At 58.7% G+C, this 24138-nt stretch carries 25 protein-coding genes and 1 rRNA gene; 16 read left to right on the forward strand and 10 right to left on the reverse strand.

Annotated elements, in window-relative coordinates; genetic code table 11:
* Window positions 1-5: 5 nt before the first annotated feature.
* The 11 genes from rrf (at window position 6) to hemB (ending at window position 7211) form a co-directional block, all read left to right on the forward strand.
* Window positions 6-120 (forward strand): 5S ribosomal RNA (gene rrf / locus B6S08_RS14305).
* A 119-nt stretch (window positions 121-239) separates the two neighbouring features.
* The gene (locus tag B6S08_RS14310) at window positions 240-455 is read left to right on the forward strand and encodes a tautomerase family protein (RefSeq protein WP_281254941.1); all 216 of its coding nucleotides are present in this window, start codon (window positions 240-242) and stop codon (window positions 453-455) included.
* A gap of 71 nt (window positions 456-526) precedes the next feature.
* Window positions 527-913: a fluoride efflux transporter CrcB gene (gene crcB, locus B6S08_RS14315; protein ID WP_094201490.1), complete on the forward strand. Its 387-nt coding sequence runs from the start codon at window positions 527-529 to the stop codon at window positions 911-913.
* Between the two features lie 58 nt (window positions 914-971).
* Complete coding sequence (gene ubiE / locus B6S08_RS14320; RefSeq protein ID WP_094201491.1) at window positions 972-1727, forward strand: bifunctional demethylmenaquinone methyltransferase/2-methoxy-6-polyprenyl-1,4-benzoquinol methylase UbiE; 756 nt, start codon at window positions 972-974, stop codon at window positions 1725-1727.
* Window positions 1727-2347: a ubiquinone biosynthesis accessory factor UbiJ gene (locus B6S08_RS14325; protein ID WP_094201492.1), complete on the forward strand. Its 621-nt coding sequence runs from the start codon at window positions 1727-1729 to the stop codon at window positions 2345-2347. The genes ubiE and B6S08_RS14325 overlap by 1 nt, the downstream gene beginning before the upstream one ends.
* Window positions 2344-3981, forward strand: coding sequence for a ubiquinone biosynthesis regulatory protein kinase UbiB (gene ubiB / locus B6S08_RS14330; protein WP_094201493.1), 1638 nt, complete (start codon window positions 2344-2346; stop codon window positions 3979-3981). Before B6S08_RS14325 ends, ubiB begins: the two co-directional genes overlap by 4 nt.
* Before the next feature lie 83 nt (window positions 3982-4064).
* The gene (gene tatA / locus B6S08_RS14335; protein ID WP_094201494.1) at window positions 4065-4313 is read left to right on the forward strand and encodes a Sec-independent protein translocase subunit TatA; all 249 of its coding nucleotides are present in this window, start codon (window positions 4065-4067) and stop codon (window positions 4311-4313) included.
* Window positions 4314-4316: 3 nt separating this feature from the next.
* The gene (gene tatB / locus B6S08_RS14340) at window positions 4317-4670 is read left to right on the forward strand and encodes a Sec-independent protein translocase protein TatB (protein WP_094201495.1); all 354 of its coding nucleotides are present in this window, start codon (window positions 4317-4319) and stop codon (window positions 4668-4670) included.
* Window positions 4667-5413, forward strand: coding sequence for a twin-arginine translocase subunit TatC (gene tatC / locus B6S08_RS14345; RefSeq protein ID WP_094201496.1), 747 nt, complete (start codon window positions 4667-4669; stop codon window positions 5411-5413). The genes tatB and tatC overlap by 4 nt, the downstream gene beginning before the upstream one ends.
* The gene (tatD, locus tag B6S08_RS14350; protein ID WP_094201497.1) at window positions 5410-6195 is read left to right on the forward strand and encodes a 3'-5' ssDNA/RNA exonuclease TatD; all 786 of its coding nucleotides are present in this window, start codon (window positions 5410-5412) and stop codon (window positions 6193-6195) included. The genes tatC and tatD overlap by 4 nt, the downstream gene beginning before the upstream one ends.
* Window positions 6196-6197: 2 nt before the next feature.
* Window positions 6198-7211, forward strand: coding sequence for a porphobilinogen synthase (gene hemB, locus B6S08_RS14355; RefSeq protein WP_094201498.1), 1014 nt, complete (start codon window positions 6198-6200; stop codon window positions 7209-7211).
* Here the strand turns inward: hemB and B6S08_RS14360 are convergent.
* The 4 genes from B6S08_RS14360 to rhlB all read right to left on the reverse strand — a co-directional run bounded on the left by B6S08_RS14360 (window position 7202) and on the right by rhlB (window position 12266).
* The gene (locus tag B6S08_RS14360) at window positions 7202-8083 is read right to left on the reverse strand and encodes a LysR substrate-binding domain-containing protein (RefSeq protein ID WP_094201499.1); all 882 of its coding nucleotides are present in this window, start codon (window positions 8081-8083) and stop codon (window positions 7202-7204) included. The two genes, hemB and B6S08_RS14360, sit on opposite strands and share 10 nt — an antisense overlap.
* 2 nt (window positions 8084-8085) lie before the next feature.
* On the reverse strand, window positions 8086-9342 hold the full coding sequence (locus B6S08_RS14365; RefSeq protein ID WP_094201500.1) for a D-serine ammonia-lyase: 1257 nt from the start codon (window positions 9340-9342) through the stop codon (window positions 8086-8088).
* Window positions 9343-9472: 130 nt separating this feature from the next.
* Complete coding sequence (gppA, locus tag B6S08_RS14370; protein WP_094201501.1) at window positions 9473-10954, reverse strand: guanosine-5'-triphosphate,3'-diphosphate diphosphatase; 1482 nt, start codon at window positions 10952-10954, stop codon at window positions 9473-9475.
* Window positions 10955-10961: 7 nt separating this feature from the next.
* Window positions 10962-12266 carry an ATP-dependent RNA helicase RhlB gene (rhlB, locus tag B6S08_RS14375; protein ID WP_094201502.1) on the reverse strand — a complete coding sequence of 435 codons (1305 nt, stop codon included), beginning with the start codon at window positions 12264-12266 and terminating at the stop codon, window positions 10962-10964.
* A gap of 116 nt (window positions 12267-12382) precedes the next feature.
* On the opposite strand from rhlB, the gene trxA reads away from it, so the two are divergent.
* From trxA to fre, 4 genes are all read left to right on the forward strand, one after another.
* Window positions 12383-12709, forward strand: a complete 327-nt coding sequence (gene trxA / locus B6S08_RS14380) for a thioredoxin TrxA (RefSeq protein ID WP_094201503.1) — start codon at window positions 12383-12385, stop codon at window positions 12707-12709.
* Window positions 12710-12890: 181 nt separating this feature from the next.
* Window positions 12891-14156, forward strand: a complete 1266-nt coding sequence (gene rho / locus B6S08_RS14385) for a transcription termination factor Rho (protein ID WP_094201504.1) — start codon at window positions 12891-12893, stop codon at window positions 14154-14156.
* A 115-nt stretch (window positions 14157-14271) separates the two neighbouring features.
* Entirely contained in the window at window positions 14272-15771 is a 1500-nt protein-coding gene (gene ubiD / locus B6S08_RS14390; RefSeq protein WP_094201505.1) for a 4-hydroxy-3-polyprenylbenzoate decarboxylase, read from the forward strand.
* A 2-nt stretch (window positions 15772-15773) separates the two neighbouring features.
* Window positions 15774-16469 carry an NAD(P)H-flavin reductase gene (gene fre / locus B6S08_RS14395; protein WP_094201506.1) on the forward strand — a complete coding sequence of 232 codons (696 nt, stop codon included), beginning with the start codon at window positions 15774-15776 and terminating at the stop codon, window positions 16467-16469.
* 63 nt (window positions 16470-16532) lie between these two features.
* On the opposite strand, the gene ubiK is transcribed toward fre, so the two are convergent.
* Both ubiK and ilvY read right to left on the reverse strand, forming a co-directional pair.
* On the reverse strand, window positions 16533-16799 hold the full coding sequence (gene ubiK, locus B6S08_RS14400; protein WP_094201507.1) for a ubiquinone biosynthesis accessory factor UbiK: 267 nt from the start codon (window positions 16797-16799) through the stop codon (window positions 16533-16535).
* 48 nt (window positions 16800-16847) lie between these two features.
* Window positions 16848-17747 (reverse strand): HTH-type transcriptional activator IlvY, encoded by a 900-nt coding sequence (gene ilvY, locus B6S08_RS14405; protein WP_094201508.1) that lies wholly within the window; start codon window positions 17745-17747, stop codon window positions 16848-16850.
* Between the two features lie 135 nt (window positions 17748-17882).
* Here ilvY and ilvC point away from each other — a divergent pair, with 135 nt between their 5' ends.
* The gene (gene ilvC / locus B6S08_RS14410) at window positions 17883-19367 is read left to right on the forward strand and encodes a ketol-acid reductoisomerase (RefSeq protein WP_094201509.1); all 1485 of its coding nucleotides are present in this window, start codon (window positions 17883-17885) and stop codon (window positions 19365-19367) included.
* 88 nt (window positions 19368-19455) lie between these two features.
* Here ilvC and B6S08_RS14415 read toward each other — a convergent pair whose 3' ends face one another.
* From B6S08_RS14415 to B6S08_RS14430, 4 genes are all read right to left on the reverse strand, one after another.
* The gene (locus tag B6S08_RS14415) at window positions 19456-20058 is read right to left on the reverse strand and encodes a helix-turn-helix domain-containing protein (protein ID WP_094201510.1); all 603 of its coding nucleotides are present in this window, start codon (window positions 20056-20058) and stop codon (window positions 19456-19458) included.
* A gap of 215 nt (window positions 20059-20273) precedes the next feature.
* Entirely contained in the window at window positions 20274-20651 is a 378-nt protein-coding gene (locus B6S08_RS14420) for a nuclear transport factor 2 family protein (protein WP_094201511.1), read from the reverse strand.
* 127 nt (window positions 20652-20778) lie between these two features.
* On the reverse strand, window positions 20779-22155 hold the full coding sequence (locus B6S08_RS14425) for an NAD(P)/FAD-dependent oxidoreductase (protein WP_094201512.1): 1377 nt from the start codon (window positions 22153-22155) through the stop codon (window positions 20779-20781).
* A gap of 145 nt (window positions 22156-22300) precedes the next feature.
* Window positions 22301-23923 (reverse strand): BCCT family transporter, encoded by a 1623-nt coding sequence (locus B6S08_RS14430; RefSeq protein ID WP_165661970.1) that lies wholly within the window; start codon window positions 23921-23923, stop codon window positions 22301-22303.
* Window positions 23924-24138: the final 215 nt, after the last annotated feature.

Here is a 24138-nt window from a genome sequence, read left to right on the forward strand (position 1 = left end):
TTATGCCTGGCGGCCATAGCGTTGTGGAACCACCTGACTCCATGCCGAACTCAGTAGTGAAACGCACCCGCGCCGATGATAGTGTGGCAGCTGCCATGTGAAAGTAGGTCACTGCCAGGCACCCAATACCGAAAAGCCCGATACGAAAGTGTCGGGCTTTTTTCGTTTCTTCGCACGACCCCACCAAATTTGACTCAAGTCACATTTTTTACTCTAATGTCGGCTCGTTTTTCAGACATATAAAGGAAAAAATCATGCCGATTCTTAACATCGCCCTGATCGAAGGCCGTAGTAACGAGCAGAAAGAAGCCCTGATCAGCGAAGTGACCGACGCCTGTGTACGTGCCCTGGACGTCAAGCCCGAGACCGTACGTATTCTGCTGCAGGACATCGCCACTCAGGACTTCGGCGTGGCTGGTGAGTCGGTGCGGGCCAAACGGGAACGTCAGGCCTGATCCCTTCGAGCATGGGTTTTTGAGTCCGACCGGCGTAAACTGAGGCCATTTCTTGTTTACGCCGGTTTGTCATGAAAACCCTGATGTTTATTGCCCTTGGCGGCGCCATCGGCGCCGTGCTGCGTTTTGTCATCACCGATGTGATGGGCCGTCTGCTCGGCCGCTCCTTTCCCTACAGCATTCTGACCGTCAACCTGATTGGCTCCCTGCTAATGGGCATTATCTTTGTGCTGGTACAACAGCAGGCGTTAAGCGCGCACTCCTGGCGGCCCTTTATGATGGTGGGCATGCTGGGAGCGCTGACCACTTTTTCTTCCTTTTCTCTGGATACGGTGCTGTTGCTGGAACACGGCCAGTGGGTCAAGGCCGGGCTGAATGTGTTCCTGAATGTGGTTTGCTGTATGATATTCACTTTTCTGGGAATGCAGATCACCCACAGCCTGCTGGCTTCCCGTTAGTCCGGCCCGTGCATTTGCAGTACACTGCCTTACTTCGATTTTTACAGGTGTCTTGAGAATGTCAGAACAGCACAAGTCGACGACCCATTTTGGTTACCAGACCATAAATGCCGATGAAAAAGAGCACATGGTGGCCAGCGTTTTCCACTCGGTGGCGGCCAAGTACGACGTGATGAACGATCTGATGTCTTTCGGCATTCATCGCCTGTGGAAACGCTTTACCATCGACTGTTCCGGCGTGCGTCCGGGCCACAAGGTGCTGGATTTGGCCGGTGGCACCGGCGACCTGACCGCCAAGTTTTCCCGCATGGTCGGCGAGCAGGGCCAGGTAGTACTGGCCGACATCAATGACTCCATGCTCAAGGTGGGCCGCGACAAGCTGCGCAACATGGGGTTGGGCAACAATATTTCCTATGTGCAGGCCAATGCCGAGGCGCTGCCTTTTCCCGACAATCACTTTGATCTAATCACCATCGCCTTTGGCCTGCGCAACGTCACCAACAAGGACAAGGCACTGGCCTCCATGCAGCGGGTGCTGAAGCCGGGCGGCCGGCTGTTGGTGCTGGAGTTTTCCAAGCCTCAGCATGAGATCATGAGCAAGCTGTACGACTTCTACTCCTTTAATGTGCTGCCCAAGATGGGCGCGTTGGTGGCCCAGGACAGCGAAAGCTATCAGTATCTGGCTGAGTCTATTCGCATGCACCCGGATCAGGACACCCTCAAGCGAATGATGGAAGACGCTGGCCTGGAGCAGGTGGAGTATTTCAACCTGACCGACGGCGTGGTGGCACTGCACCGCGGATTCAAATTCTGATGAAGTCACTGCTGTTGCCATTGCTGAACGGCACCCTGGAAACCGCCATCAACCGGCTGCTGCGGCAGAGTCCTGCGCTCAGCCGAGGGCTGCAGCCTCTGCATGGCCGAGTGCTACAGCTGACCCTGATAGACTTCACCAGTTTTTACCTGGTGTTCGGCCCGGGCCACGTGGAGTTACTGGGCAACTACGAAGGCCGGGTCGACAGCCACCTCAGCCTGTCGATCGGTGCCCTTGGGCTGCTCAGGGACAAGGGCCTGCTGATGCAGTACATTCGCGACGGCCGCATCGATCTCGAGGGCGATCCGCAGCCCTGGCAGGATCTGAGTGCACTGATGCGGGACAATCCCGTCGACATTGAAGAGTGGTTGGTGCCCTACACCGGTGATGCCCTGGCTCACCTGTTGTGCCGGCATGGCCGCGAGATTCGGACCGGCCTTGGCGCCCGGCTGAGCGATGCACTGCAACACTTGGGCGAGTTTGTCCGTGAAGAAGCCCGGCTGGCGGTAGGGCCGCTGGAGCTGGCCGATTTTGGTGACGAAGTGGAAGCGCTGAACAAACGACTGAACCGCCTGCAGGGACGCCTGGCGGCACTGACCGACAAGGTGACCCATTCATGAGAAAACTGCGGGAGCTGCGCCGCCTTTACCAGATTGGCCGTACCCTGTTTGACTATGGCCTGGATGAGCTGATTCCTTCCCGGCTACAGATCTGGCCGGCGCGCATGGCTCGAAAAAGCCTGTTCTGGCTGAAAAACAGACATCCGGACCTGTCCCGGGGCAAGCGCATTCGCCTGGCCCTGGAGAGCCTGGGCCCGGTGTTTATCAAGTTCGGCCAGATGCTCTCCACCCGCCGCGATCTGCTGCCGCCGGACATCGCCGAAGAGCTGGCCCTGCTGCAGGACAGAGTGCCGCCCTTTGACGGCAAACTGGCCCGCCAGCAGATTGAACACAGCCTGCGCCAACCCATTGAAACCCTGTTTGATGAGTTCGACGAAAAACCCCTGGCCTCGGCGTCCATTGCCCAGGTGCACACCGCCCGGCTCAAGACCGGACAGGAGATCGTCATCAAGGTGATTCGGCCCGGCATCGAGCGGGTGATCGAGGCCGATGTCAGCCTGATGCATTCTATGGCCACCCTGATTGCCCGGCTGGTGCCGGAGCGCAGCAGCCGCTTGCGGCCGGTGGAAGTGGTGGAGGAATACCGCAAGACCCTGCTCGACGAGCTAAATCTGCTGCGGGAAGCGGCCAACGCCATTCAGCTGCGGCGCAATTTCGAGGGTTCTCGTACCCTCTATGTGCCGGAGATTTATTCCAGCTACTGCCACGAGAATGTGCTGGTGATGGAGCGCATTTACGGCATTCCGGTGTCGGACACCGATGCCCTGGAAGCCAACGGCACCAATATGAAGCTGCTCGCCGAGCGGGGTGTGGAGGTGTTCTTTACCCAGGTTTTTCGTGACAGCTTTTTTCATGCCGACATGCATCCGGGCAATATTTTTGTGTCTTACGACCATCCGGAAGATCCTCAGTGGATCGGCATCGACTGCGGCATCGTCGGTACCCTCAACCGGGACGACAAGCGCTATCTGGCGGAAAACTTTCTGGCCTTTTTCAACCGGGACTACCGCAAGGTGGCCGAGCTGCACGTGGAGTCGGGATGGGTACCGGCCGACACCAAGGTGGAAGAGTTCGAATCGGCCATTCGCACCGTGCTTGAGCCCATTTTTGAAAAGCCCCTGTCCGAAATCTCCTTTGGCCATGTGCTGCTGAATCTGTTTAATACTGCCCGCCGCTTTAACATGGCGGTGCAACCCCAACTGGTGTTGTTGCAGAAGACCCTGCTCTACGTGGAAGGGGTGGGCCGCCAGCTCTATCCCCAGCTGGATCTGTGGAAAACCGCCAAGCCCTTCCTGGAAGACTGGATGCAGAAACAGGTGGGCTATAAGGCGGTGATCAACGGGGTAAAGGAAAATGCCCCGTTCTGGGCCGAGAAACTGCCGGAGATTCCCGAGCTTATCTACGATGCCCTGCGCCAGGCCAAGCTGCAGCAGCGACAGATGACGGGCCTGTACGAGCGCTACGCCGGTCACGACAAGCGCCAGGGCCAGGGGCGGTTTCTGCTGGCCATGGGGGCCAGTACCCTGCTGGCCAGCACCCTGTTGCTGGGCATGGATGAAAGCCGGCTGGCCATGTCTGGCCTGCTGCTGACTTTGGTTGTATGGTGGCTGGGCTGGCGGCGTATTGCCCGATAGTTTGATCTGGTGTCAGATTTTCGTCATTTGGCTGCAATATAATGGGCCTTTATCGTTCTCTGTTTGCAAAGGAAAAATGAGTTATGGGTGGAATCAGTATTTGGCAACTGCTTATCGTGGTGCTCATCGTGGTGCTGCTGTTCGGAACCAAGAAGCTGCGTGGCATGGGCAGCGATCTGGGCTCGGCGGTCAAGGGCTTTAAAAAGGCCATGAGTGACGAGGAGCAGGGCAAGAAGGACGCGGACTTCGAGCAGCAAAAGCTGGCCGACAAAAAGGAACAGGGCGAGCCACTGAACGAGCAGGACAAGGCCAAAGACAAAGATCGGGTATAAGCCATGTTCGATATCGGTTTTTGGGAATTGGTGGTGATTTCGGTCATTGGCCTGGTGGTACTCGGCCCCGAGCGCCTACCCGTGGCCATTCGCACCGTCTCCCGCCTGTTCAGCACGGTGCGCAACACCGCCAATGCGGTGAAAACCGAACTGGCCCAGGAGCTGAAAATGGAAGAGCTGCACCGGGATCTGAAAAAGGCTGAGCAGCTCGGCATGAAGGATCTCAGCCCCGAGCTGCAGCAATCCATCGATCAACTGAAAGACGCCGCCGCCTCGGTTAACCGGCCCTATGAAAAGCGCCCCGAGCAGAATACGGATGAACCCTCCAGTACTGAGTCCCGGAAACCTTCTGAATGACTGAATCACAGCAGCCCCTGATCAGCCACTTGGTGGAGCTGAGGTCGCGTCTGTTGCGTGCCTTTGCCGCCGTGTTGGTGGTGTTCCTGGGCCTGGTCTATTTTGCCAACGACATCTATACCCTGCTGGCGACGCCCTTGCTGAAGCAACTGCCGGAAGGGGCGAGCATGATCGCTACCGGCGTGGCCACGCCCTTTCTGACGCCAATCAAGCTGACGCTGATCGTCTCCTTTTTTGCCGCCATTCCCATTGTGCTCTACCAGGTGTGGGCTTTTATCGCACCGGGCCTGTACAAGCACGAAAAGCGATTGATCGCCCCCCTGGTGTTTTCCAGCGCCCTGCTGTTTTACGCCGGTGCGGCCTTTGCCTATTTTGTGGTGTTTCCCCTGGCATTCGGCTTTTTCACCAGCATGGCGCCGGAAGGGGTAACCATTGCCACCGACATTGCCAGCTATCTGGACTTCGTGCTGGGGTTGTTCATCGCCTTTGGCATCGCCTTTGAGATCCCCATCGCCACCATTTTGCTGTGCTGGACCGGAGTGACTACTCCCAGGGAGCTGGCCGCCAAGCGGCCCTATGTGGTGGTGATTGTCTTTATCGTCGGCATGCTGCTCACACCGCCGGATGTGATCTCCCAGACCCTGCTGGCCATTCCCATGTGGCTGCTGTTCGAGATCGGCGTCTTTTTTGGCCGTTTCTATGTGCGAGAAGAAAAGGACGACGAACAGGAGCCCACGGCGTGATCGACATCGGGGTCAACCTTACCAGTTCCCAGTTTGATAAAGACCGGGAGGCCGTGTTGGAGCGGGCTCAGGCCGCCGGCGTTAATGCTCTGGTACTTACCGGCACCAATCTGGCGGAAAGCCGGGCGGTGGCGGAATTGGCCGCCGCCCACCCCGGGCTGTGTTATGCCACCGCCGGAGTGCACCCTCACGAAGCCAGCACCTTTGACGATGCCACCTTGAGTGAGCTGCGTGAGCTGGCGGCACTGCCTCAGGTGGTGGCCGTGGGTGAGTGCGGCCTCGACTTCAACCGGGACTTTTCGCCCCGGGCACAACAGGAGGCTGCCTTTGAAGCCCAGCTGGCCCTGGCCGCGGAGCTGCAGCAGCCGGTGTTTATGCACTGCCGCGATGCCCACGAGCGCTTTATGGCCATTCTTGCGCCCTGGCGGGACCGGCTGCCGGCGGCGGTGCTGCACTGCTTTACCGGCAGCGAGAATGAGCTGAAAGACTGCCTGGCACTGGATCTGCACATCGGCATTACCGGCTGGATTTGCGATGAGCGTCGCGGCAGCGAGCTGCAGCGGCTGGTAGCGCTGATCCCGGCCGAGCGGCTGATGATCGAAACCGACAGCCCTTATCTGATCCCGCGGGATCTGTCGCCCAGGCCGGCTTCCCGCCGCAATGAGCCCGCCTATTTGCCTCATATCGCCGGACGCATTGCCGCCTGTCGGGGTGAGCACGCCGCCGGCCTGATCGCCGCCACCACCGCGACCAGCCGGGCCTTTTTCCAACTTCAGGAGTGAACATGACCAAACAAGTGATGGGTGGCTTTCCCGGCCGCCGTCTGCGCCGTCTGCGCAAGCACGATTTCAGCCGTCGCCTGGTGCGCGAGCACACCCTGACCGTGGACGATCTGATCTACCCCATGTTCGTGCTGCCGGGCGTTCAGCGCCGGGAAGCCGTGGCCTCCATGCCTGGTGTTGAGCGCCTGTCCATCGATTTGCTGTTGGAGGAGGCCGCCGAGCTGGTGACCCTGGGCATTCCCCTGCTGGCCCTGTTCCCGGTGGTGAATGCCGCCGAGAAGTCTTTGCTGGCGGAAGAAGCCTACAACCCCGACGGCCTGGTGCAGGAAGCGGTGCGTGCACTGAAAGCGGCTTTCCCTGAGCTTGGCATCATGACCGACGTGGCCCTGGATCCCTATACGGTACACGGCCAGGACGGCATTCTCGATGACGACGGCTATGTGCTCAACGACGTGACCACCGAGGTGCTGGTCAAGCAGGCTTTGAGCCATGCCGCCGCCGGCGCCGATATGGTGGCGCCGTCCGACATGATGGACGGCCGCATCGGCGCCATTCGTCGGGCACTGGAAGAGAATGGCTTTATCAATACCCAGATCATGGCCTATTCCGCCAAGTATGCCTCCAATTACTACGGCCCGTTCCGCGATGCGGTCGGCTCCGCCGGCAACCTCAAGGGCGGCAACAAGGCCACCTATCAGATGGATCCCGCCAACACCGATGAAGCCCTGCAGGAAGTGGCCTTTGACATTGAAGAAGGTGCCGACATGGTGATGGTGAAGCCGGGCATGCCCTATCTGGACGTGGTGCGTCGGGTCAAGGATCAGTTTGGTGTGCCCACCTTTGCCTATCAGGTGAGCGGTGAATATGCCATGCACATGGCCGCGATTCAGAATGGCTGGCTCAAGGAAAAGGAATGCATCATGGAGTCGCTGTTGTGCTTCAAGCGCGCCGGCGCCGACGGCATTCTTACCTACTTCGCCAAACGGGTTGCCCAGTGGCTTAAGGATCAGAGCTGAGCCAGCAGCCAGTCACGAAAGGCCCCGAACACCGGGGCCTTTTTTTGTTCGGCCGGGTATGTCAGCCAGTAGCGGCAGGGGGCGGTCACGGCCGGGCCAAAAGGAGCAATCAGCGTGCCAGCGGTTAGTCTGGCGGCGACCAGGTGACCGCGGCCCATGGCCACACCAAGCCCGGCCAGGGCGGCCTGCACCGCCAGTTCGGTCTGGTCAAAGTACAGATGATGCTCTCCGATGGGTTGTTTGTGTCGCTCCAGCCAGTATTGCCATTCCGCCTCGGGACGGCAACCAAACCAGGCACTAGCATCGTGTAGTAGCCGGGCCTGCCGGAGTGAGCCGGAGTCCAGGGCCTGGAAATAGGCCGGACTACAGACGGGGATCAGGTCTTCCGTCATCAACGAATCGTGGGCCAGACCGGGGAGCGGGGCGGGCAAGTAATAGAGGGCGCCATCCCAGCGGCTGGCACCGAAGTCCACCTGACTGTTGCCGGTGACCAGGCTAAGTCCGAGCCCGGGATAGCGGTGGTAAAAGTCAGCCAAGCGTGGAAGCAACCAGCCCTGCGCCAAGCCCGGCATGGCATGAAGCCGCAGCTGGCCACAGGGGCCTGGTTGTTCCAGCTGAGTGAGTACGCTGTCGATTTGTCCCAGGCTCTGGGCCAAGGTGTGGTAGAGGGTTTCGCCCCGCTCGGTCAGCACTAGCCCTCGGGGCCGGCGCTGGAACAGGGGAAAACCCAGCTCTTCTTCCAGTTTGCGCATACGATGACTGACGGCGCTGGGCGACAAGTGCAGCAGTTCGGCTGCACGGGCAAAGCTCAGTTGCCGGGCACAGTGCAGGAAACAATGTAGGGCGGCGAGCCGGCCTCCTTGCAGGCGCATGCCTAAGCCTGACCTTTGCGATAGTAGGCCCGGTGTTCTTCCGTGGGGACCATGCTGCCGCCGGTCAGCCACAGCAGGTGATGCGCCTGAGTGGCCAGCTGCTGCCACTCGGTCTGTTGTAGCAGCTGGTGCATACCACCGGCACCGGCCATGGCCGAGGGCTCGGCTTTGATACCTTCGCTATCTTGCAACAGCGTCAGCAGCCGGAACAGCTGTTGATCTTCCACCGTCATGGCGCCGGCCAGTATCGGCTGCATCAGCCGGCAGACCAGGGCCGAGGGACGCCCGACCGCCAGGCCATCGGCGGCGGTGCGATTGTTTAGGCCATACTCCTCTACCGTGAGCTCAGCCCCCTTGCCGGTCATCATTCCCAGCAGCACGCAGGGAGACTGGACTGGTTCGACAAAGAAGCAGTGAACATGGGGTCCCAACTCCTGCTTTAGACCGTAAGCCACGCCACCGGGGCCGCCTCCGACACCGCAGGGCAGATAGACAATGAGGGGGTGTTCGGCACTGGGGATGATGCCCTTTGCATCCAACTGAGCCTTGAGACGGCGCCCCGCCACGCCGTAGCCAGTGAACAGATCGAGCGAGTGTTCGTCATCGACGAAATGGCAATCGGGATCCTGCTCGGCTAGGCGCCGGCCCTCGGCCACTGCCCGGCTGTAGTCATCTTCATACTCATGGACCCGGACACCCAGCTGCCTTAGCCGGTCTTTTTTCCATTGACGGGCATCGGCGGACATGTGTACATCCACCTGAAAGCCCAGGTGGGCTGCCATGGTGCCGATACTGAGGCCAAGGTTGCCGGTGGAGCCCACCGCCAGGGTGTGGCGGGCGAACAGGGCGCGGACCTTTTCATCCAGCAGGCACCGGTAATCCTGCTCCTGATGCAGAAGGCCGGCGCTCAGCGCCAGATCCTCGGCGTATTTCAGCACTTCGTGAATACCGCCCCTGGCCTTGATGGATCCCGAAATGGGCAGTTCGTTGTCCCGTTTCAGCCATAGGGTGCCGGTCACCGGCATGCCCCAGTAATTTTCCAGGGCCCGGGCAAAATTGTCGGCCCGGCTCAGCGGGGATTCGATAATACCATCGCCGGTACCGGGAAACAGGGCGCGAATACATGGGGCGAATCGGGTCAGGCGTTCGGCGGCCTGGCGAATGCCAACCGCGTCATTGACGGGCGCACTAGGGTAGTAGTCGGGGTTGTGCCAAAAGCAGGGGTGGGCTGCGCGTAATCGGGTATCCAGGGATGTCATTAGATGTTTCCTTTCGCTGTCTGGCTTTCAGCTTAGCCTCGGGTGATCAGCACCACAAAAGGAATGATTACATGTCAGAGGTGAAGGAAATTCATGCTATTTCGCAGCATGGGCAGGCCATTCCGCACACTTATGCTTCGACGATGTCCAGCTGCCAGCCCAGCGCACTCTGGCGACGGGCTTCCGCGAACAGCTCACTGGCGCGCAGGTGATGACCGGTGCTCCAGCCGGCGGGCAGGGTGAGGATCAGACGGTTGCCATCTCTCTGCAACGCAAAGGCGGGCACGGTGCCGCGGGTGCGGCGCAGACACAGAATAATGGCCAGGCGCAGCAACCGGGCCAGCAATACGGCCCGTTCGCCATCCAGGGCACATTGCGCCTGCAGCGCCTCCAGCTGAAAGTCGTCTCGCTGGTTCAGCAGCAGGGCGGCCAGCAGGCCTTTCTGGGGCGCGGTAAAACCCGGCAAATCGATATGGCGAATAATATAGGCGGCGTGCTCGGGGGCACGCTTGTACTCGATGCACAGGCCCAACTCATAGAGCATGGCTGCTCGGGCCAGCATGCGGGCGGCATCACTGTCGGTGTCGGGCTGCAGCTGTTTCAGGGCCTGCAGTGCCGTGTTGCGCACCCGTTCACCCTGCTCTCTGTCCAGTTGATAGCGGGCGATCAGGCTGTCGATGGTTCTGTCCTGGGCGTCGCATTCCTGGCGAGTGCCGAGCATGCCATAGATAAGCCCCTCACGCAGGGCACCACCGGCCAGCACCATGTGCTCGATGGCAAGGGTGTCGAACAGGGCGATAAGAATGGCCAGGCCCGAGGCAAACACCGGTGCCCGCTCCGGGGTCAGGCCAGGCAGCTGCAGTTGCTCCACCCGGCCACAGGCAATGGCCTGTGCCTTGAGCCGATGCAGCTTGGCCAGGGTGATCTGTTCGTTTTCCCCCTGGGCCATCATGATTTCCTGAATGGCCTGCACCGTGCCCGAGGCGCCGATGCAGTGTTGCCAGCCCTGGGTGAGGTAGCCGGCGGCCACCGGTGACAGCTCGTGCTGGGCGGCGGCAATGGCTTGTTCAAAGTGGGCTTCGCTCAGTTCGCCGTCGGGAAAGTGCCGCTTCAGCCAGGTAACACAGCCCATGTGCAGGCTGTGCAGCAGCTCGGCCGAGGTGCCTTCGCCAATTACCAGTTCGGTGCTGGCTCCGCCAATATCGATTACCAGCCGACGGCCGGTGCCCGATGAGGTCCAGGCTACCCCCTGATAGATGGTGGCCGCTTCCTCCTCGCCGGAGATGATGCGAATGGAATGTCCCAGTATGGCCTCGGCCCTTCCGATAAAGCGGTCGATGTTGGTGGCCAGGCGCAGGGTGGCGGTGCCAACAATACGCACCTGGTCGGCGGGCACATCCTGCAGCTGTTCGGCGAACAGCCGCAGGCAATCCCAGCCGCGCTCCATGGCGGCCTCATCCAGGCTGCCGTCGGGTTGCAGTCCGGCGGCCAGGCGCACCTTGCGCTTGACCTTGGCCAGGATACGGCAGGCACCCTCCACCTCGTGCACCACCAGCATGTGAAAGCTGTTGGAGCCGAGGTCGATGGCCGCATACAGGGAAGGGTTTTTCACGCAGGCCTCAGCTTCGGCTGTCCTGGTGCCGGCGCCGGCGATTACCCGAGGAGCGACGCTGGCCGCCGCCCTGGCGATCTCGCACATTGCGGTTTACGCCGGCCCTGTGGTGGTGAATACGCTTGGGCGGCGCCAGATCGTCGAGCAGGGCGTTGCTGTCATATTTGCTGACCGGAATTTCGTGCTCAATATAGGCTTCTACCGCCGGCAGGTTGAAGACATACTCCTCACAGGCAAAGCTGATGGAACTGCCGCTGGCCCCGGCCCTGCCGGTGCGACCGATGCGGTGCACATAGTCTTCGGCATCGTCGGGCAGGTCGTAGTTAAACACGTGACTGACATCGGGAATATGCAAGCCGCGGGCGGCCACGTCGGTGGCCACCAGAATGTCGAGCACGCCGCCGGTGAAATCTTCCAGGATCTTGAGTCGTTTTTTCTGGGGCACGTCACCGGTGAGCAGGCCCACCCTGTGGTTGTCGGCCTTGAGCCAGGCATAGACTTCTTCGCAGCTGTGCTTGGTGTTGGCAAAGACGATGGCCTTGTCGGGCCACTCTTCTTCCATCAGGGTCAGCAGCAAGCGCATCTTGTCTTCCTGCGCTGGGTAAAACAGCTCTTCCTTGATGCGGCCGGCGGTCTTGCGCTCCGGCTCCACCTGCACGTGCTCGGGGTCGTTCATGTGCTCATAGGCCAGTTCCTGTACCCTGAGCGACAGGGTGGCGGAAAACAGCATATTCTGGCGCTGGGTGGCAGGCGGCATGCGGCGGAACAGAAAGCGGATGTCCTTGATAAAGCCCAGATCGAACATGCGATCCGCTTCATCCAGTACCACCACCTGAATGGCGTCCAGGCTGATGACCTTCTGTTTAAAGAAGTCGATGATGCGGCCGGTGGTGCCCACCAGAATGTCCACGCCTTCGTTCAGCACCTGGGTTTGCTTTTCATAGCCGTCGCCACCATAGGCAAGGCCCAGCTTGAGGCCGGTGTGCTCGCTCAGGGTATCGGCGTCATTGTGGATCTGCACCGCCAGCTCCCGGGTCGGGGCCATGATGATGGCACGGGGCTGATTGGTTTTGCGTTCGGCGGGAGCAGGCTTGGTCAGCAGGTGATGAAAGGTGGCGGCGAGAAAGGCGATGGTTTTTCCGGTGCCGGTCTGGGCCTGGCCGGCGATGTCCCGGCCGGTGAGCAGATGGGGCAGCGACAACGCCTGAATGGGCGTGCAGTTATGGAATCCCTTGGCTTCCAGGCCTGCCAGCACCTGCGGATGCAGGCCCAGCTGGTCGAATTTGGTCTCGGTGAGATGTGTCTTGCTCATAGCGTTCAGATTATCAGGTTAGGCTTGCAATAATAAACAGGATCATTTGAAATAGGGCAACTAAATTGCCCTGGCGTTGTATGTTTTTGAAGGGCAAACACTGACTGGAGTTGGAGATGAGTGACAAAATTGTTCAGCTGACCGATGCCAGCTTTGATGCCGATGTCATCAAGGCGGAAGGTCCGGTACTGGTGGATTTCTGGGCTGAATGGTGTGGTCCCTGCAAGATGATCGCCCCCATTCTGGATGAAGTGGCCGCAGAATATGAAGGCAAGGTGACCGTCGCCAAGCTGAATATCGACCAGAACGCAGAAACCGCTCCCAAGTACGGCATTCGTGGCATTCCCACCCTGCTGCTGTTCAAGAATGGTGAAGTGGCTGCCACCAAGGTCGGCGCCCTGTCCAAGACTCAGCTCAAAGAGTTCCTGGACGCCAACCTGTAATGCAACAAGGGGTGCGCAAGGCGCCCCTTGTGGTTTTTGCTAGACGCTTTTCCTTTTTGGTGCTAGTTTGTTGTTCGATTGCTAGCCTATTCGTGCCTTCGGGCTCTTCATTTATACCAAACATCAATCCGGCAGATTTTTCTGACCATTTGACATTCCTGGTTGATAGACACTCACCACTATGAATCTGACTGAACTCAAGAATACCCCTGTATCTGAGCTGATAAAGCTTGGGGAAAACATGGGCCTGGAAAACCTCGCCCGTCTGCGCAAGCAAGACATCATCTTTGCTATCCTCAAAGCCCATGCCAAAAGTGGTGAAGATATCTTCGGCGACGGCGTTCTCGAAATTCTGCAGGACGGCTTCGGGTTTCTGCGCAGCGCCGACTCCTCCTATCTGGCCGGCCCGGATGATATCTATGTCTCCCCCAGCCAGATCCGTCGATTCAACCTGCGCACCGGTGACACCATTTCCGGCAAGATTCGGCCTCCGAAGGAAGGTGAGCGCTACTTCGCCCTGCTGAAGATCAGCCAGGTCAACTTCGACAAGCCCGAAAACTCCCGCAACAAGATCCTGTTTGAAAACCTGACCCCCCTGCATGCCAACGAGCGCATGAAGATGGAGCGGGGCAACGGTTCTACCGAAGACATTACCGCCCGGGTGCTGGATCTGGCGTCTCCCATCGGCAAGGGCCAGCGTGGCCTGATTGTGGCACCGCCCAAGGCCGGTAAGACCATGCTGTTGCAGAACATCGCCCAGAGCATTGCCTACAACCACCCCGAGTGTGTGCTGATCGTGTTGCTGATCGACGAGCGTCCGGAAGAAGTGACCGAGATGCAGCGCATGGTCAAAGGCGAAGTGATCGCCTCCACCTTTGACGAGCCGGCGGCCCGTCACGTGCAGGTGGCCGACATGGTTATCGAAAAGGCCAAGCGCCTGGTGGAGCACAAGAAGGACGTGGTGATCCTGCTCGACTCCATCACCCGTCTGGCCCGTGCCTACAACACCGTGGTGCCGAGCTCCGGCAAGGTACTGACCGGTGGTGTGGATGCCAACGCCCTGCACCGCCCCAAGCGCTTCTTTGGTGCCGCCCGTAATGTGGAAGAAGGCGGCAGCCTGAGCATTATCGCCACCGCCCTGGTCGACACCGGCTCCAAGATGGACGATGTCATCTACGAAGAGTTCAAGGGCACCGGTAACATGGAACTGCACCTGTCGCGCAAGATCGCCGAAAAGCGTGTATATCCGGCCATCGACATCACCCGCTCCGGCACTCGCCGCGAAGAGCTGCTCACCACTTCGGAAGAGCTGCAGAAGATGTGGATTCTGCGCAAGATCGTGCATCCCATGGGCGAGATCGACGGCATCGAGTTCCTGATCGACAAGCTGGCCATGACCAAGACCAACGACGAGTTCTTCGAGGCCATGAAGCGCCAGCAGAAGTAACCGTTACCCAGCACGAAAAAAACCGCGGCTTGCCGCGGTTTTTTATTGGAATGCAAGCCACCGGAAAGCGAAGCGGGTATAATCCCGCTGCCACTCGATACACTCGGAACAACCTATGAAATACAAGGATTTACGAGATTTTATCGCGCAACTCGAAGCCCAGGGGGAGCTGAAGCGCATTCACCAGGAGATTGATCCCTACCTGGAAATGACCGAGATTTGCGACCGCACCCTGAAGGCGGGCGGTCCGGCATTGCTGTTTGAAAATCCCAAGGGTTATGACATGCCGGTGCTGGGCAACCTGTTCGGCACTCCCAAGCGAGTGGCCATGGGCATGGGGCAGCCGGACGTCGGCGCCCTGCGCGAAGTGGGCCGCTGGCTCTCTTACCTGAAAGAGCCCGAGCCACCCAAGGGCCTGAAAGAGTTGATGGAAAAGCTGCCCATCTTCAAACAGGTGCTCAACATGCCGGTGAAGCGGCTGAGAAGTGCCCCCTGTCAGGAAGTGATTCAGGAAGGCGACGAAGTCGATCTGACCCGGATTCCGGTGCAGCACTGTTGGCCCGGCGACGCGGCGCCGCTGATCACCTGGGGCCTGACCATCACCCGCGGCCCCTATAAAAAGCGCCAGAACCTGGGTATTTACCGCCAGCAGGTGCTGGGCAAAAACAAGGTGATCATGCGCTGGCTCAGTCACCGCGGCGGCGCCCTCGACTTTCGTGAATGGCAGGAGGCCAATCCGGGCAAGCCTTATCCGGTGGCGGTGGCATTGGGTGCCGATCCGGCCACCATTCTTGGCGCCGTCACCCCGGTGCCCGATACCCTGTCGGAATATGCCTTTGCCGGGCTGCTCAGGGGCAGCCGCACCGAGGTGGTGAAGTGCATCGGCTCCGATCTGGAAGTGCCGGCCAGCGCCGAGATCGTGCTGGAAGGCCATATCTATCCGGGCGAAAACGCCCCGGAAGGTCCTTACGGGGACCACACCGGCTACTACAACGAAATCGACGAGTTTCCGGTGTTTACCGTGGAGCGGATCACGCGCCGGCGCGATGCCATCTACCATTCCACCTACACCGGCCGCCCGCCCGATGAGCCGGCGGTGCTGGGCGTGGCACTGAATGAGGTGTTCGTGCCCATACTGCAAAAGCAGTTTCCGGAGATCAGCGACTTTTACCTGCCGCCGGAAGGTTGTTCCTACCGCATGGCGGTGGTGACCATGAAAAAACGCTATCCCGGCCATGCCAAACGTGTCATGCTGGGCGTTTGGTCGTTTTTACGACAGTTCATGTATACCAAGTTCGTTATCGTGTGCGACGACGACATCAATGCCAGAGACTGGAACGATGTGATCTGGGCCATTACGACCCGAATGGACCCGGCACGGGATACCACATTGATCGAGCACACTCCCATCGACTACCTGGACTTCGCTTCACCGGTATCGGGCCTGGGCTCCAAAATGGGGCTGGACGCCACCAACAAGTGGCCGGGCGAAACCGATAGGGAATGGGGCGAGCCCATCGTGATGACGGACGAGGTCAAACAACGGGTCGATGCGATCTGGGATCAGCTCGGGATCCTGAACGCGAGTGCAGAACAGAGTGAGAACAAAGGATAGTCATGCAAAAAATTAGCTGTAATGTCGAAGCGCTTCATGAAATGGCCGACACCCTCTGGTATGTGCGGCTGAAGCCGGAGCAGCCGGTGGACTTCCACCCCGGTCAGTATTTGCTGGTGGTGATGGCGGATGACGACAAGCGTCCCTTTTCCATCGCCAACATGCCCCAGGAAAACGGTGAAATCGAGCTGCACATCGGTGCCTCGCCCGACAACACCTATGCCATGCAGGTGCTCAAGCGCATGCAGGAGCAGGGTCAAATCGAGGTGCAGTTGCCGGCGGGCAAGGCCTACCTGCGCGAATCGCGCCATCCGGTGATTCTGATGGCCGGCGGCACCGGCTTTGCCTATACCCGCTCCATCCTGCAGCAAATGCTGGCCGACGGCCTGCATAAGCCGGTGTTTCTGTACTGGGGCGTGCGCCACGAAGAGCATTTGTATGCCCATAACGAGCTGACTGCCTGGGCTGCCGAGCACAAGGAGCTGACCTATGTGCCCGTGGTGCAGACCGGTAACGAGCACTGGCAGGGCCGGGACGGCCTGGTGCACGAAGCCATTATGGAGGACTTCCCCAGCCTGACCGGCTACGACATCTACGTGGCCGGCCGCTTTGAAATGGCGGGTGTGGCCCGGGAAGCCTTCAAGGAAAAGGGCGTGGACGCCGAGCGCCTGTTTGGCGACGCCTACGAGTTTATTTAAACGCGTACCGTTGGCTAAAAATAATGCCGGGCTTGCCCGGCATTATTTTTTTGCTTGTGAGGATTATTCCTGCTCGCTGCGGCCATCGGCCAGCTGTTGCTCCAGCTGCGCCAGGCGGGTTTCCATCTCGTTCAGCTTTTCCCGAGTGCGCAGCAGCACCTTGGTTTGTACGTCGAATTCTTCCCGGGTTACCACGTCCAGCTTGCCCAGCTGAGCCTGCAGTACGGTGCGAATGCGCTTTTCCGCTTCCTCACCCATGTTTTTCAGCCCGGCGGGCATGTTGCTCTGAATCTGTTTGGCGATCTCTTCCAGTTTTTTCGGGTCCAGCATGGTCGCTCTCCTTGAAATATTGCCGCCATTGTAACCCAATCCCGCGGCTCATGGGGATCCGGGATTGGCCTGTTGCAGGGCAATCTGGCGAAAGGCGCGAATCAGGGGATCCTCCAACCGCTTTTTCAGCAGGCATACGCCCACCTCAAAGGGCTTGAGATCCGGGGTCACCGCCAGCCGGCGAATCTTGTCGGCCATGGGACTGTGCTCAATCACCGCCGTGGGCACCAGGGCCACGCCGCAGCCCAGTGCTACCATGCCGACGATGGCTTCGTTGCCGGCCACCTCGGCGTAAATATGAGGGCTGATGCCCTTGTTGCGAAACCACTGGTTGGTCCGTTTCCGGGCCACGCCCTGCTCCGGCAAAATGACCGGAATACGGCTCCAGTCGGCCGGACTTTGTTGCAGCAGCTCGTTGGCCAGGCAGGGAATGCGCGGGGCAATAAACACCAGCGGCACCGTTTGCAAACGAATGAATTCGAGCTTGGCGGGCAGGGCGTCGGGGCGGGCGGCAATGGCCAAGTCCGACTCGTCATTGAGCATGCGGTCAATGGCCTGGGCCGGGTCACCGGTTTCCAGGCGCAGTTCCAGTTGCGGGTAGCGGGTACGAAAGCGGGCCAGAATGTCGGGCAACAGAAAGTAGCTGGCGGTCACCGAGCAAAACAAGCGAAGCCGCCCCTGTAGCGGGCTGTCGCTGTGGCGCAGTTGATCGCGCATGCTTTGCCAGTCGGCCAGCCAGCCTTCGGCAAACTGTTGCAGCTTGAGTCCCGACGGGGTCAGGGCGACGCTGCGGTTGTCCCGCATCAGCAGCTCGCAGCCTACTTCCTGCTCCAGACGCTGAATGGCCCGGCTCAGGGTGGACGGGCTGACCGCCATGGCGTCGGCGGTGCGGCCAAAGTGCAGGCTCTGGCTGAGATGGACGAAGAGTTCGAGATTGCGAAGTTCCATTGTATTGCACCAAATGAAATGCTCTGTTTCGAATATATCATTTCCGGCAATGAATGGCCTGGGGTATAGTGCTGGAGTCGTCACCGGTCACGGTGCAACTATTCAAAAGTAACGGACTAATTGGAGCAAAAGGTCATGGCTAACTATTTCAATACCCTGAACCTGCGTCAGCAACTCGAACAGCTCGGCAAATGCCGCTTTATGAGCCGCGAGGAATTCGCCGATGGTTGTAACTATCTGAAAGGCAAGAAGGTAGTCATCGTTGGCTGTGGCGCCCAGGGTCTGAACCAGGGTCTGAACATGCGCGATTCCGGCCTGGACGTGTCTTACGCCCTGCGTGCCGAAGCCATCGCCGAGAAGCGCAAGTCCTTCGTTCAGGCCAGCGAGAACGGCTTCAAGGTAGGCACCTATGAAGAGCTGATCCCCACCGCCGACCTGGTGATGAACCTGACTCCCGACAAGCAGCACACCTCTGCCGTTAACGCCGTTATGCCGCTGATGAAGGAAGGCGCCGCCCTGGGTTATTCCCACGGCTTCAACATTGTTGAAGAAGGCATGCAGATCCGCAAAGACATCACCGTCGTGATGGTAGCGCCCAAGTGCCCGGGTACCGAAGTGCGCGAAGAATACAAGCGTGGTTTCGGTGTACCTACCCTGATCGCCGTTCACCCGGAGAACGATCCTCAGGGTGAAGGCCTGGCCATCGCCAAGGCCTGGGCTTCCGCCACCGGCGGCGACCGTGCCGGCGTGCTGGAGTCTTCCTTCGTGGCCGAAGTGAAGTCCGACCTCATGGGTGAGCAGACCATTCTGTGCGGCATGCTGCAGGCCGGCGCCATCGTATGCCACGAGAAGATGGTGGCCGACGGCATCGACGCCGGCTACGCCGGCAAACTGATTCAGTTTGGCTGGGAAACCATCACCGAAGCCCTGAAGCAGGGCGGCATCACCAACATGATGGATCGCCTGTCCAACCCCGCCAAGATCAAGGCGTTCGACCTGGCCGAAGAGCTGAAAGAGCTGATGCGTCCGCTGTTCAACAAGCACATGGATGACATCATTCAGGGTAACTTCTCCGCCGGCATGATGGCCGACTGGGCCAACGACGATCACGACCTGCTGACCTGGCGTGAAGAAACTGCCGGCACCAGCTTTGAGCAGTATCCGGTCACCGACGCCGTGATTGACGAGCAGGAATATTTCGACAACGGCATTCTGCTGGTTGCCATGGTCAAGGCCGGTGTTGAGCTGGCGTTTGAAGCCATGACCGCCTCCGGCATTATCGACGAGTCTGCCTACTACGAGTCTCTGCACGAACTGCCGCTGATCGCCAACACCGTGGCCCGCAAGCGTCTGTACGAGATGAACGTAGTAATCTCCGACACCGCCGAATACGGTAACTACCTGTTCGCCAATGCCGCGGTACCGCTGCTGCGCGAGCACTTCATGCCGAAAGTGGGCACCGACGTGATTGGCAAGACCATCAGCGTTGAGTCCAACTCCGTTGACAACCGTCGCCTGATTGACGTGAATGAGGCCATTCGCAACCACCCGGTGGAGACCATCGGCAAGACCCTGCGCGCCTACATGACCGACATGAAAAACATCGCCGTTGGCGGTTAAACAAACAAAACAATAAACAGAGCTGTAACTGGGAGACTTCGGTCTCCCTTTTTTATGGAAAGAATACCAGAGAAGGGCTCGGCCCTGCTCAGTAGTCCACGCCCGCCATCACCCAGACGATGCGGGTTTCGGTTTGGCCCGGGTTGTGTATCAGATGTGGTTCATTGCCCGTGATGGAAAAGCTGTCACCGGCCTCAAGCAGAAAGGTCTGCTCGCCAATGGTCAGCTCCAGCTGACCTGCTTCAACATATCCGGCCTCTTCCCCCTTTCTTTGTCTGGGCTCTTCTCCACCGCTACCACCGGGCTCCAGTCGTGTCATAATGAGAATTAACTGGCCACTGAGCCGGGGAGAAAGCAGCTCCTCTCTGGCGCCGATGCCGGAAAAGGTCATGGCCCGCCGCCGGCCGGCGCGCACTATATAGTCCCGCTCCTGATCGGGAAGATCAGCGTCGGGCTGAAAGAACCAGCTGACACGCACATCCAGCGCATCACTGATGGTTTGCAGCACCCCGATGGGCAGCGAAGACACGCCCCGTTCCACCTGACTCAGGTACCCGACCGATTTGTTTACCTTCGTCGCCAGCTCCGACAACGTCATTTTCTTGGCCTTGCGCAGGTCTCGGATCTGCTGCCCGATACGCAAACCGTCATTGTCAGCGGCCTGGGTATGGCTGTGTTTTGAGGCTGGCATCACTTATCTTCACCTGGTTTCAGTCTTTTCGACCAAGCCTAACAGACGCGTGTGGAGTATTTGAAATAAGTTTTTATTTTTTCACTCAGGGCGAAAAAACAGGGAATGCATGAAAAAGGCGGTAACAGTAGCTGGTGTTCGAAAGGGTGGCCGAACATGCCCAGCGCCGGCCATAAAGGAATGTGCAGGGCCGGCGCTGGTATTATCAGGTGGCGTTAAGCCGGGTCAAAGGGAGGGCGCTGCTTGCGAAAGGCCCGCTTGCCGATAATCTTGCCATCGCGAAAGGTAAAGATATCCAGGCTGTCGGCTTCAATACGTTTGCCGTCGGGCTGGGTTGCCACAAAGGTGCACTCCGAGATAACCCGATCACCGGCAGAATAATGATGGCCATTAAGCCACTGTACATCCGGCATGGTACCCCAGGTCTCCTCGAACCGCGCCTTTACGGCCTGGTGACCCACGATACGGGAGCCGTGCGCTTCATTGCCGGCAACGGTCTCAAAGACGATGTCGTCATCAAAATATGACATGACTTCGTTGATATCGTGGCGATTGAATGCATCGAAAAGGTTAAGCATTTCCTGATTGGTCATTGTCCTTACTCCTTTGGTGTTTGGGCTGCCCTGAAAAGCATATCGGGGCAGCATTTTTCCTTGGTGACGGTAAACATGAGCCTTTAGCCGCGGCGGGAAGGTTGGCGGTTTGCCCGCAGCCGTTTTTTCAACGTACTGTATCCAGCACCTGAAAGTATTTATAAAGCGCCCGCTGCCCGAAGCGGCGCAAGGGACGCAGCGGGTGACTGGGGAGCGGTGATGAGAAAATGGGAAGATCCGCCTCCTTTATTTTTCCGCCGGCAATCAGGGTGGCCATCTGCCTGGAGGCATAGGCCGAAAAGGATACCCCGTTGCCGCTGTAACCCTGGGCATAGAACACACTTTGCTTCGGATCAGGCTGCACCACACGCGGCATCATGTCGTGAGAGATATCCATCCAGCCATGAGAAAAGAAGGGCGTATCTATGCCGGCCAGCGCCGGAAACTTGCGGGCAATGGCTTCCTGCACAATTTTGAGGTGCTTTGGGTTCTGGGCATCGGCCCCGCTGATGGCACTGCGGCTGCCTATTTGCAGCCGTTTTTCCGGCAGAAAACGATAGTAATAGCGCAACTTGCGCGTGTCGGTCATAAAGATGGTGGAGTGAAAACCACAGGCTTCTATCTCGTCGTCGGTCAGGGGGCGGGTCCATACCGAGTTGGCCATAATGGGCATATTCCGATAGGCAGTCAGTTTGTTCAGGTTGGGGCTGGTGTACCCTGCGGTGGCGATACCCACGCTGCGTGCCCGCACCATGCCGCCCGGTGTCTGCAAATAGTGCATTTTGCCATCGGTGGTCCAGTGTTGAACCGGACTGCCGGTGTGGATCTTCGCCCCCAGCCTGCGGGCCGCTCGCGCGTAGCCATAGGCCAGCTTCAGTGGCTGCACGGCGATGCCTACCGGCTCAAGCATGGCGCCATGACATTCCTGATCGCCCACATACTGGTTCAGTACGGTATCCCGGTCGAGTATGCGGGTCTGGTAACCGAGCACCTTATTACACAGCCGGGATTCCTGATGCAGGCCTTCCAGGGCCTGTTTACTGTGCGCGATCAGCAGGTTGCCCAGGTTCTGGGGTTCGCAGTCAATGTCCGGATCTTCTGCCAGCGACTGAAACACCTCAAAACCTTCCAGGCTGTTGGCATGCAGGCGGCGGGCTACGTCCACCCCCCATTTTCGTACCCACTGACTGCGGCTCAGCCGGCCCCAGGCCAGATGGCCCTGGCCACCGTTACGGCCGGAGCAGCCCCAACCGATTTGATTGGCCTCCAATACCACCGCCTTGATGCCGTGTTCCCGGGCCAGAAACATGGCCGTGGCCAGCCCGGTAAAGCCGCCGCCAATCAGTACTACATCGGCTTCCATGTCGCCATTGACCGGGCCGTCGTCCTGCGGCGGCTCGCCGGCATGAAAGCGCCAGTAACTGGGCGGATAGTCCATGGCCGTGCCCGGAGAAGCGTCATGCAGCGGATCGTAATGAGGGTAATAAGGCTGGGTTGCAGGCATAATCTTGTCACTCCATGCTGATAGATAAACCAAACTGCCATGTAAAACTCACGGGGTGTCGCCGAATCGTGATGCTCGCCGACAGGTTCCCCACATGCTTTGTAAACATCGCCCTGCTTGCACATAAATCAGGGCGGAACTGACGTTAACTTTCCGGCTGGTAAATATGCTTATGCCTTTTTTCCTTTCCCTGTCTGAGCATGCGGTAAACGGAGAACATATAGGCGATGCCGACAAAGAAGAAAGGCGCCCCCACGACAATGGCGAGACTTTTTATTGCGGAAAAACCGCCGAATAACTGAAACATGATGCCGGTAAAGCCGATAATGACGCCCCACAGCAAACGCATGGAAACTTTCGGGTTCTCATTGCCATTGGAGACCTGCATGGCCGCGAAGAAAGAGGCCGAGTCGGAAGTGGTGACGGCGAAGATGACAATATTGAACAGCACCATCAGGCCGAGCCACCAGCCGCCGGGCATGCTGTCCAGCAGCATGTAAATGCCGGACTCGGGTTTCTCCTGCACGCTTTCCCACAGCGGGGCAATGTCATTGACCTCGATATATCCGGCCGAGCCGCCCCAGATGCTGAACCAGCCAATGGTCAGCACCATGGGAACCAGGATCACGCCGAAAATAAACTCCCGCAGGGTCCGGCCCTTGGAAATACGTGCAATAAAGCCACCGCAGAAGGGAATGTAGGAGATGTACCACAGCCAGTAGAACACCACCCACCAGCCCAGCCATTCTCGCTGTTCAAAGTTGCTGGCATCGGACCAGAATTGCAGCGAAAACACCTGCCCGAAGTAATCGCCCACCAGTTGTGTGGTCAGGTTCAACAGATATTGGGCCGGTGCATGACCAAAGAAGAGAATGGCAAACAGTATGATGCCGGCCATGATCATGTTTGCCTGGCTGAGCAGCTTGATGCCACGTTCAACGCCGGTCGCCGCCGAGATCACATAGGCGATGATGACCACTATCATCACCAGCGCCTGACCGAGGGCGCCGAGTTCGAGCCCAAACAGGGTATTCAGGCCATAGCTGATGGAGGCGACGCCCAGTCCTATCATGGTGGCATTGCCGCCTATGGTGCCGATAATGCCCAGGCCGTTGGCCAGGCGTCCCCAAAAACTGGTGTTGCAGCGCTCTCCGAGAATCCCGTACAGCCCGGTTGCCACCGTAAGTGGTTGACCGTATTTGTAGGCTGGGTAGGCAATGGCCCAGGCCGCCACGGCAAACAGGGCCCAGCCATGCATGCCCCAGTCGAGCAGGGTGATCTGCACCGCCTTGGCTACGCCGCCGGCCTGACCGGCCTGCCCCATGTCGATCACATGGGGTGACTCGTACAGGTGGGTCAGAGGCTCGGCAACACTGAAGAACACAAAGCCAATGCCCAGGCCACAGCTGAACATCATGGCCACCCAGGAGCCAAAAGAAAACTCGGGAACCGTATTCTCCGTGCCGAGTTTCAGATCGCCATAAGGGCTGATAAAGAGGTACAGACAGAACACCAGGGTAGCGCCCACGCCAAGCAGCACACTCCAGCCAAAGTTGAAAATCAGAAAGTCCCTGATAGAGGACAGTGTATTCCCCATGGCGTCGGGAAATAGAAAAGCGTAAAGCATCAAAAAGGCATATATCGTTAGCACCGGCCAGAACAAGGTTCTGTCGTACTCGCCCAGCAGCCGAGTGGTGATGCCATTACGGGGCGACAGGGGGTTTTTATGCGAAAAACTGCCAACTTTGCCTATAGCTGTATCGTTCACCAGGTGTACCTCCATGTAGTTGTATGGCGGGTGGTTATCTGACGGATAGCCACGTTATCTCTCCCTACACAGATGAAAATATCACCGGCTTTTATTTTTTCAATGAAAAAAAACAATATTTTTTCATTTGTTTAACATGGGGCGATTCGGTCTGTGCCGTCGCACCCTGCGGCGCAACGGCGTGGGACCCACGATGCGTGTATGCCTTTTATTGT

The sequence above is a fragment of the Oceanimonas doudoroffii genome (assembly GCF_002242685.1).
GTDB lineage: Bacteria > Pseudomonadota > Gammaproteobacteria > Enterobacterales > Aeromonadaceae > Oceanimonas > Oceanimonas doudoroffii.

What these genes read in the sequence shown, in the direction of transcription:
- crcB (WP_094201490.1), top strand. Translation starts at nt 527, where the DNA reads ATGAAAACCCTGATGTTTATTGCCCTTGGCGGCGCCATCGGCGCCGTG.
- ubiE (WP_094201491.1), top strand. Translation starts at nt 972, where the DNA reads ATGTCAGAACAGCACAAGTCGACGACCCATTTTGGTTACCAGACCATA.
- B6S08_RS14325 (WP_094201492.1), top strand. Translation starts at nt 1,727, where the DNA reads ATGAAGTCACTGCTGTTGCCATTGCTGAACGGCACCCTGGAAACCGCC.
- ubiB (WP_094201493.1), top strand. Translation starts at nt 2,344, where the DNA reads ATGAGAAAACTGCGGGAGCTGCGCCGCCTTTACCAGATTGGCCGTACC.
- tatA (WP_094201494.1), top strand. Translation starts at nt 4,065, where the DNA reads ATGGGTGGAATCAGTATTTGGCAACTGCTTATCGTGGTGCTCATCGTG.
- tatB (WP_094201495.1), top strand. Translation starts at nt 4,317, where the DNA reads ATGTTCGATATCGGTTTTTGGGAATTGGTGGTGATTTCGGTCATTGGC.
- tatC (WP_094201496.1), top strand. Translation starts at nt 4,667, where the DNA reads ATGACTGAATCACAGCAGCCCCTGATCAGCCACTTGGTGGAGCTGAGG.
- hemB (WP_094201498.1), top strand. Translation starts at nt 6,198, where the DNA reads ATGACCAAACAAGTGATGGGTGGCTTTCCCGGCCGCCGTCTGCGCCGT.
- B6S08_RS14360 (WP_094201499.1), bottom strand. Translation starts at nt 8,083, where the DNA reads ATGCGCCTGCAAGGAGGCCGGCTCGCCGCCCTACATTGTTTCCTGCAC.
- B6S08_RS14365 (WP_094201500.1), bottom strand. Translation starts at nt 9,342, where the DNA reads ATGACATCCCTGGATACCCGATTACGCGCAGCCCACCCCTGCTTTTGG.
- rhlB (WP_094201502.1), bottom strand. Translation starts at nt 12,266, where the DNA reads ATGAGCAAGACACATCTCACCGAGACCAAATTCGACCAGCTGGGCCTG.
- trxA (WP_094201503.1), top strand. Translation starts at nt 12,383, where the DNA reads ATGAGTGACAAAATTGTTCAGCTGACCGATGCCAGCTTTGATGCCGAT.
- rho (WP_094201504.1), top strand. Translation starts at nt 12,891, where the DNA reads ATGAATCTGACTGAACTCAAGAATACCCCTGTATCTGAGCTGATAAAG.
- ubiD (WP_094201505.1), top strand. Translation starts at nt 14,272, where the DNA reads ATGAAATACAAGGATTTACGAGATTTTATCGCGCAACTCGAAGCCCAG.
- fre (WP_094201506.1), top strand. Translation starts at nt 15,774, where the DNA reads ATGCAAAAAATTAGCTGTAATGTCGAAGCGCTTCATGAAATGGCCGAC.
- ubiK (WP_094201507.1), bottom strand. Translation starts at nt 16,799, where the DNA reads ATGCTGGACCCGAAAAAACTGGAAGAGATCGCCAAACAGATTCAGAGC.
- ilvY (WP_094201508.1), bottom strand. Translation starts at nt 17,747, where the DNA reads ATGGAACTTCGCAATCTCGAACTCTTCGTCCATCTCAGCCAGAGCCTG.
- ilvC (WP_094201509.1), top strand. Translation starts at nt 17,883, where the DNA reads ATGGCTAACTATTTCAATACCCTGAACCTGCGTCAGCAACTCGAACAG.
- B6S08_RS14415 (WP_094201510.1), bottom strand. Translation starts at nt 20,058, where the DNA reads ATGCCAGCCTCAAAACACAGCCATACCCAGGCCGCTGACAATGACGGT.
- B6S08_RS14420 (WP_094201511.1), bottom strand. Translation starts at nt 20,651, where the DNA reads ATGACCAATCAGGAAATGCTTAACCTTTTCGATGCATTCAATCGCCAC.
- B6S08_RS14425 (WP_094201512.1), bottom strand. Translation starts at nt 22,155, where the DNA reads ATGCCTGCAACCCAGCCTTATTACCCTCATTACGATCCGCTGCATGAC.